Below are 6,861 nucleotides of genomic sequence, written 5' to 3'. Positions count from 1 at the left end.
GGGCATGGGTGCGGGGGGCATGGGTGCGGGCAGCCAGGATGCCGGCGGACGGGTCGCGGATGACGCCGCCGGCGAGCCGGAGCCGGGCCGCGCCGCGCCGCGTCCGACCGCGCGCACCGCGGCCCGCATCCTGGCGGCGGCGCTCGCCGCCACCTCGGCCTCGGCCTGCATGGTCGGGCCCGACTTCCAGGGCGCGACGCCGCCGCCGGTGACCCGCTACACCAAGGAGGGCCTGCGGGATCCCGGCCTGAGCGCCGACGACCGCCGGGGCGGCGCGATCGGCCAGAGCTTCGCGCCAGGGCGCGACGTGCCGGGCGAGTGGTGGGCGCTCTTCCGCTCCAAGGCCCTCGACAGCCTGGTGGCGGAGGCGCTCGCCCGCAACCCGAACCTGGAAGCCGCCCAGGCCTCGCTCCGGGCGGCGCGGGCCACCACCGAGGCGCAGCGCGGAGCATTGTTCCCGCAGGTCGGGTTCAACGCCCAATCCTCGTACAACAAGGCCCCGGGCGGCGACCTGCAATCGCCGCTCAACAACAACGCGCTGCTCTACAGCCTCGTCACCCCGCAGGTGACGGTGAGCTTCGCCCCCGACGTGTTCGGCGGCACCCGCCGGGCGCTCGAATCGCAGGCGGCGCAGGAGGAGGGACAGCTCTGGCAGCTGGAAGCGGCCTATCTGACGCTGACCTCCAACGTCGTCGCGGCGGCGATCCAGGAGGCCTCGCTGCGGGCCCAGATCGCCGCGACCGAGAAGGTGATCCAGGCCCAGACCGACCTTCTGACCCTGATCACCAAGCAGTCCGATGCCGGCCAGGTCGCGGGCGCCGACGTGGTGCAGCAGACCGCGCTATTGGCCCAGTCGCAGCAATTGCTGCCGCCGTTGCAGCGGGCGCTGTCGCAGCAGCGCAACCTCCTGACGGCGCTCGCCGGCCGCTTCCCGAGCGAGGAGGTGAGCCAGACCTTCACCCTCGCCTCGCTGCACCTGCCCCGCTCCCTGCCGGTGAGCCTGCCCTCGCGCCTGATCGAGCAGCGCCCGGACGTGAAGGCGGCGGAAGCCGCGGTCCACGCGGCAAGCGCCCAGGTCGGCGTCGCATTGGCCAACCGCCTGCCGCAATTCACCCTCTCGGGCGCGGTCGGCGCCAGCGCCACCAACTTCGCGGCGCTCCTCAACCCGGCCGCCAGCCTCTGGACCGTCGCCGGCGCCGTGGCCCAGCCGCTCTTCGACGCCGGCACCCTCTTCCGGCGCCAGCAGGCGGCAGAGGAGAATCTGGTCCAGGCCCAGGCGCAGTACCGCGCCACCGTCATCGGCGCCTACCAGAACGTGGCCGATGCGTTGCGCGCCCTCCAGGCCGACGGCCGCGCGGTGGCCGCCGCCAACGCCGCCGTCAGGGCGAGCCGGCAGAGCGTGGAGCTGGTGCGCAAGCAGTTCGGCCTCGGCGCCGTCAGCAGCGCCTCGCTGCTCATCACCCAGTCGGCCTACCTCCAGGCGGTGGTGACGCAGGCTCAGGCGCAGGCGAACCAGTATGCCGACACCGCGGCCCTGTTCCAGGCGCTCGGCGGCGGCTGGTGGAACCGGCGCGACGTGAAGCCGGCGCGCGACCCGAAGGATCCGGCACCGTTCCTGTGAGGACAGGCGGCCGAATGGATCGCGACGCGGAGCCAAAGACGCGCTGGCTCGTTTCAGCGAAGCTGTGATGGGCTGGGGGGATCCGTGAGCGTTGGATTGTTGGCCCTGCTGGACGACGTTGCGTTCATGGTCAGGAGCGCGGCGGCCTCCCTCGACGACGTCGCCGCGCAAGCCGCGAGAGCCGGGACGAAGGCCGCCGGCGTCGTCATCGACGACGCGGCCGTGACGCCGCGCTACGTCGTCGGCTTCGCGGCCGAGCGCGAGTTGCCGATCGTCGGCAAGATCGCGCTCGGATCGCTGCGCAACAAGCTGCTGTTCCTGCTCCCGGGTGCCCTCGCGCTGAGCGCCTTCGCCCCGTGGGCGATCACCCCGCTCCTGATGCTGGGCGGCGCCTATCTCTGCTACGAGGGCGCCGAGAAGGTCTACGAGGCCCTGGTCCCGCATCGCTCCCACGGGGACGAGGAGCAGCACCAGGCCGGCACGGGACACGACCCGGCCCTGGAGGAACGCCGCGTGGCGGGCGCCATCAAGACCGACTTCATCCTGTCGGCCGAGATCATGGCCATCACCCTCGCCGGCCTGCCGGAGGGCAGCGTGTGGATGAAGGCGGCGATCCTGGCGATCGTCGGCGTCGGCATCACCGTGGCGGTCTACGGCGTCGTCGCGCTCATCGTGAAGGCCGACGATGCCGGGCTCGCCCTCGCCCAGAGCAAGGCGGGACCGCCCTTCGGCCCCCTCGTCCGGGGGATCGGCCGCGGCGTGGTCAAGGGCATGCCGCTCCTGCTCAAGCTCCTCGCGATCGTCGGCACGGCGGCGATGGTCTGGGTCGGCGGCGGCATCCTGGTGCACGGCCTCGAAGGCTACGGCCTCTCGGCCCCGGCGCACGCGGCGCACGCCGCCGCGGCGAGCCTGGGGGCGCTGCTTCCGTCGGCCAGGGGCGTCATCGAGTGGCTGGTGACGGCCGCGGCGTCGGGCCTCGTCGGCCTCCTCGTCGGCGGCGTGCTGATCATGCTGGTCAATGGCGCGTCGCGCGTCGTCGGGCGCAGAGGCAGGACGGGTTTGACCGGGAAGGCGTCCGCCGAGACGGGAGCGTGAGCGAAGGAACCACGGGCGCCTGCCGGGCGGACCTGTGGGACGAGAATCGGACGGGACCGTCCGGATGCCGTCTCGCTCCCGCCCGCGAAGTGCGGCAGGATCGGTCGGAGCCGACCGCAGGACGAGGCCCGGGATGGGAGCATGCACGACACGGAGGACCCCCCGCGTCGTCCTGGCCGTCGGCAGCCTCGCGGCCGGCCTGTCCCTCGCGGCCACCGCCTGGCTGTGGTCCACCCTCGCCCACCTCCCTCCCCTCGACCTCGCCGCGGCGAATGCCCGTTCCACCGTCGTCCTCGACCGGGCCGGCACCCTCCTGCGCCCCTTCGCCACCGCGGATGGCCGCTGGCGGCTGCCGCTGGAGCCTGACGCCGTCTATCCCCGCTTCCTCGCCATGCTGACCGCCTACGAGGACCGGCGCTTCCGGGCGCATCCGGGCGTCGACGCGAGGGCGCTCCTGCGCGCCGCCGGGCAATGGCTCGCGGCGGGGCGGATCGTGTCGGGGGCCTCGACCCTGTCGATGCAGGTGGCGCGCCTCGTCGAGCCGCGGGGCGAGCGCTCGCTCAACGCCAAGCTGCGCCAGATCGCCCGGGCGATCGACCTGGAGCGGCGCCTCGGCAAGGACGGGGTCTTACGGCTCTACCTGGCGCTTGCCCCCTATGGCGGGCCGGTCGAGGGCTTGCGGGCGGCGAGCCTCGCCTATTTCGGGCGCGAGCCGGCGCGCCTCACGCTCGCCGAGGCCGCCCTGCTGGTGGCGCTGCCGCAGGCGCCGGAGGGGCGGCGGCCCGACCGGTTCCCGGACGCCGCCCGCCGGGCCCGCGACCGGGTGCTCGACATCGCGGCCGCCCGCGGCGTGGTGCCGGCGGCGGAGGCAAATGCCGCCAAGGCCGAGCCGGTGCCGCACGGGCGAAAGCCCTTCCCGATGCTCGGGCCCCACGCCGCCGAGGCGGCTCTGGCGCAGGAGCCGGGACGGGCCGTGCACCGGCTCACCCTCGACGCGCGGCTTCAAGCCCGGCTCGAACCGCTGGTGGCCGAGCGGGCGGCGGCCCTCGGGCCCGGCCTGTCGGCGGCGCTCCTCGTCATCGACAACGCCACCGGCGAGGTGCGGGCCCAGGTGGGCAGCGCCGGCTATCTCGATGCCACGCGCTCGGGCGCCATCGACATGACGGGGGCCTTGCGCTCACCGGGTTCGGCGCTCAAGCCCTTCGTCTACGCCATGGCGTTCGAATCCGGCCTCGCCCATCCCGAGACCCTGATCGAGGACCGTCCGTCCCGGTTCGGCGCTTCTTATGCGCCGGAGAATTTCGACCTCACCTTCCAGGGCACGGTGACGGCCAGGCGCGCGCTCCAGCTCTCCCTCAACGTGCCGGCGGTGGAGCTGATGGAGCGGGTGGGCCCGGCCCGCTTCATCGCCCGCCTGCGCGCCTCCGGCGCCGGCATCGTGCTGCCCAAGGATGCCGCGCCCGGCCTGCCGGTGGCGCTCGGGGGCCTCGGGATCACGCTCGCCGACCTTGCCCGGCTCTATGCCGGGCTCGCCCGCGGCGGCGAGGTGCCGGGCTTGAGGCGGCGCCTCGACGTCCCGGCCGAGGCGGCGGTCCTGCCGCGCATCGCGGAGCCGGTGGCGGCCTGGTACGTCGCCGATACCCTGCGGGGCACGCCCCCGCCCGAGAGCGCCCTGCCGAACCGGATCGCCTACAAGACCGGCACGTCCTACGGTTACCGCGACGCCTGGGCGGTGGGGTTCGACCGCCGGACCACGGTGGCGGTGTGGCTCGGGCGGCCGGACGGGGCCGGGGTGCCGGGCCTGGTCGGGCGCATCGCCGCCGCGCCGCTGCTGTTCGATGCCTTCGCGCGCCTCGGCGGCGATCCGGAGCCGGTGCCGCGCCCCCGCGATGCCCTGGTGGCGACGACGAGCACCCTGCCGCCGCCGTTGCGCTCCTTACGCCGGGACGGAGGCCCCGCCGACCGCCTGCGCATCGCCTACCCGCCGGATGGGGCGCGGATCGACCTCGGGGTGGAAGGTGGGACGCCGGCCGGCCTCGCCCTCAAGGCGCACGGCGGCACCCTGCCCCTCACCTGGCTCGTCGGCGGCCTGCCGGTGACCGAATCGGATCGGCGCCAGGCCGAGTGGCAGCCCGACGGTGCCGGCTTCGTGCGCATCTCGGTGCTCGACGCGACCGGCGCCAGCGACAGCGTGATGGTGCGGATCGAGTAGGCCCCACACGTTTTCGCGAGCATGGCCCAGGGTCACCGGCGGATCGTTTCGCCGCCCGCTCCGTTCCTCCCCCGTGGAAGCGTGGCGAGAGGGCGTGCGCCGCGCGCGAGCGAGTGGACGTCGCATGGCGGATGGGCGAGACGATCGCAGGCGGATCTTTCCGATGAAGCCGGCCCGGGTCCAGGCCGCCGAGACTCCGGGCGACGGACTCGCGGCGCCGCTGGTCATCGCGGCGGTGATCGTGGCGGCCCTGTATTTCGGCCGCGAGATCCTGATCCCGATCGCCATCGCGGTGCTGCTGAGCTTCGTCATCGGCCCGCTGGTGGCGCTCCTGCGCAAGCTCCGGCTCGGGCGGATCCCGTCCGTGGGCGTCGCGGTGCTGCTGCTGCTCGCGGTGGTGGCGGGCCTCGGCGGGCTCATCGGCATGCAGGTCGCCGACCTCTCGACCGGCCTGCCGCGCTACCAGCGCACCATCGCCCAGAAGGCCGAGAACCTGAAGGCCGGGCCGCTCGGCGACCTCGCCGGCTACCTGCGCAGCATCAACCACCAGATCCAGCAGGCCGGCGCGCCCGAGCAGAAGCCCGAGCAGAAGCCGGATCCGGGCAAGCGCGCTCCGCCGCCCGCGGTGCAGAATCCCGACAAGCCGGTGCTGGTCGAGATGCGCGACCGCGAGCCCAGCCCGGTGGAACTGGCCGAGAAGGTGCTGGCGCCCGTCGTTTCGCCGCTCGCCACCCTCGGCATCGTCTTCGTGGTGCTGATCTTCATCCTGGTCCAGCGGGAGGACCTGCGCGACCGGATGATCCGCCTCGTCGGCTCCAGCGACCTCCACCGCACCACCGTGGCGATGGACGACGCGGCGCGGCGCCTGAGCCGGTTCTTCCTGGTCCAGCTCGGGCTCAATGCCGGGTTCGGCCTCACCATCGGCATCGGGCTGTGGCTGATCGGCGTGCCGAACCCGATCCTGTGGGGCATCTTCACCGCGCTGATGCGCTTCGTGCCCTATATCGGGGCCTTCCTGTCGGCCCTGCTGCCGCTGATGCTGGCTGCCGCCGTGGATCCGGGCTGGAACATGGTGCTGGCGACCGCCGCCCTGTTCATCGTGCTCGAACCCCTGGTCGGCCAGTTCATCGAGCCGCTGGTCTATGGTCACTCGACCGGGCTGTCGCCCTTCGCGGTGCTGGTCTCGGCCCTGTTCTGGACCTGGCTGTGGGGCCCGGTCGGGCTCCTGCTCTCGACGCCGCTCACCGTCTGCCTCGTCGTGCTCGGCCGCCACGTCGACAAGCTCGAATTCCTCGACGTGCTGTTCGGCGACCGCCCGGCCCTGACCCCGGTCGAGAATTTCTACCAGCGCATGCTGGCCGACGACCCGGACGAGGCGCAGGAGCTGGCGGAAGCCATCCTCGCCCAGTGCTCGCTCTCCTCCTACTACGACGAGGTGGCGCTCAAGGGCCTCCAGCTCGCCGCGACGGATGCCCGCCGCGGCGTGCTGACCGAGAGCCAGCTCGAGCGCATCCGCGTCGGCATCGCCGAGCTGATCGAGGACTTGGCCGACCGGGACGACGTGGCGCCGGCCACGCGCCCGACCCTCGCCGGCCGCCTCCTGTCGGGCCGCCAGGACGAGGAGGTGCCCTGCGAGGCCGCCCCGGCGGTGCCGGACGCCCCGGCCCCCGACCAGCTGCCGGAGGAGTGGACGCGCGAGGGCGCCGTGCTCTGCGTCGCCGGCCGCGGACCGCTGGACGAGGCCGCCTCGATGATGCTGGCCCAGCTCCTGGCGAAGCACGGCTTCGGCACGCGGGTGGTGCCGTTCGAGGCGGTGTCGCGGGCCGAGATCGGCTCGCTCGATGCGGCCGCCGCGCGGATGATCTGCATCTCCTATCTCGAGATCAGCGGCACGCCGGCCCATCTGCGCTACCTCGTCCAGCGGGTGCGGCGC

4 protein-coding genes are annotated in these 6,861 nt (G+C 73.7%); all 4 read left to right on the top strand.

What is annotated here, in order from left to right:
* Positions 1-4 precede the first annotated feature (4 nt).
* Entirely contained in the window at positions 5-1,621 is a 1,617-nt protein-coding gene (locus VQ03_RS29185; RefSeq protein ID WP_245292244.1) for an efflux transporter outer membrane subunit, read from the top strand.
* A gap of 84 nt (positions 1,622-1,705) precedes the next feature.
* Complete coding sequence (locus VQ03_RS29180) at positions 1,706-2,716, top strand: DUF808 domain-containing protein (RefSeq protein WP_048454431.1); 1,011 nt, start codon at positions 1,706-1,708, stop codon at positions 2,714-2,716.
* Between the two features lie 133 nt (positions 2,717-2,849).
* The gene (gene pbpC, locus VQ03_RS29175) at positions 2,850-4,928 is read left to right on the top strand and encodes a penicillin-binding protein 1C (RefSeq protein ID WP_245292243.1); all 2,079 of its coding nucleotides are present in this window, start codon (positions 2,850-2,852) and stop codon (positions 4,926-4,928) included.
* 163 nt (positions 4,929-5,091) lie between these two features.
* Positions 5,092-6,861 (top strand): AI-2E family transporter (locus tag VQ03_RS29170; RefSeq protein WP_245292242.1); only part of this gene is annotated, 1,770 nt, incomplete at its 3' end.

Origin of the sequence: Methylobacterium tarhaniae, from assembly GCF_001043955.1 — a bacterium.
GTDB classification, from domain to species: domain Bacteria; phylum Pseudomonadota; class Alphaproteobacteria; order Rhizobiales; family Beijerinckiaceae; genus Methylobacterium; species Methylobacterium tarhaniae.
This window is presented reverse-complemented; position numbering and strand designations above follow the sequence as displayed.

Bases quoted from the DNA above. Each gene is read 5' to 3' on its own strand.
- VQ03_RS29185 (WP_245292244.1), top strand. From the start codon at position 5: ATGGGTGCGGGGGGCATGGGTGCGGGCAGCCAGGATGCCGGCGGACGG.
- pbpC (WP_245292243.1), top strand. From the start codon at position 2,850: ATGGGAGCATGCACGACACGGAGGACCCCCCGCGTCGTCCTGGCCGTC.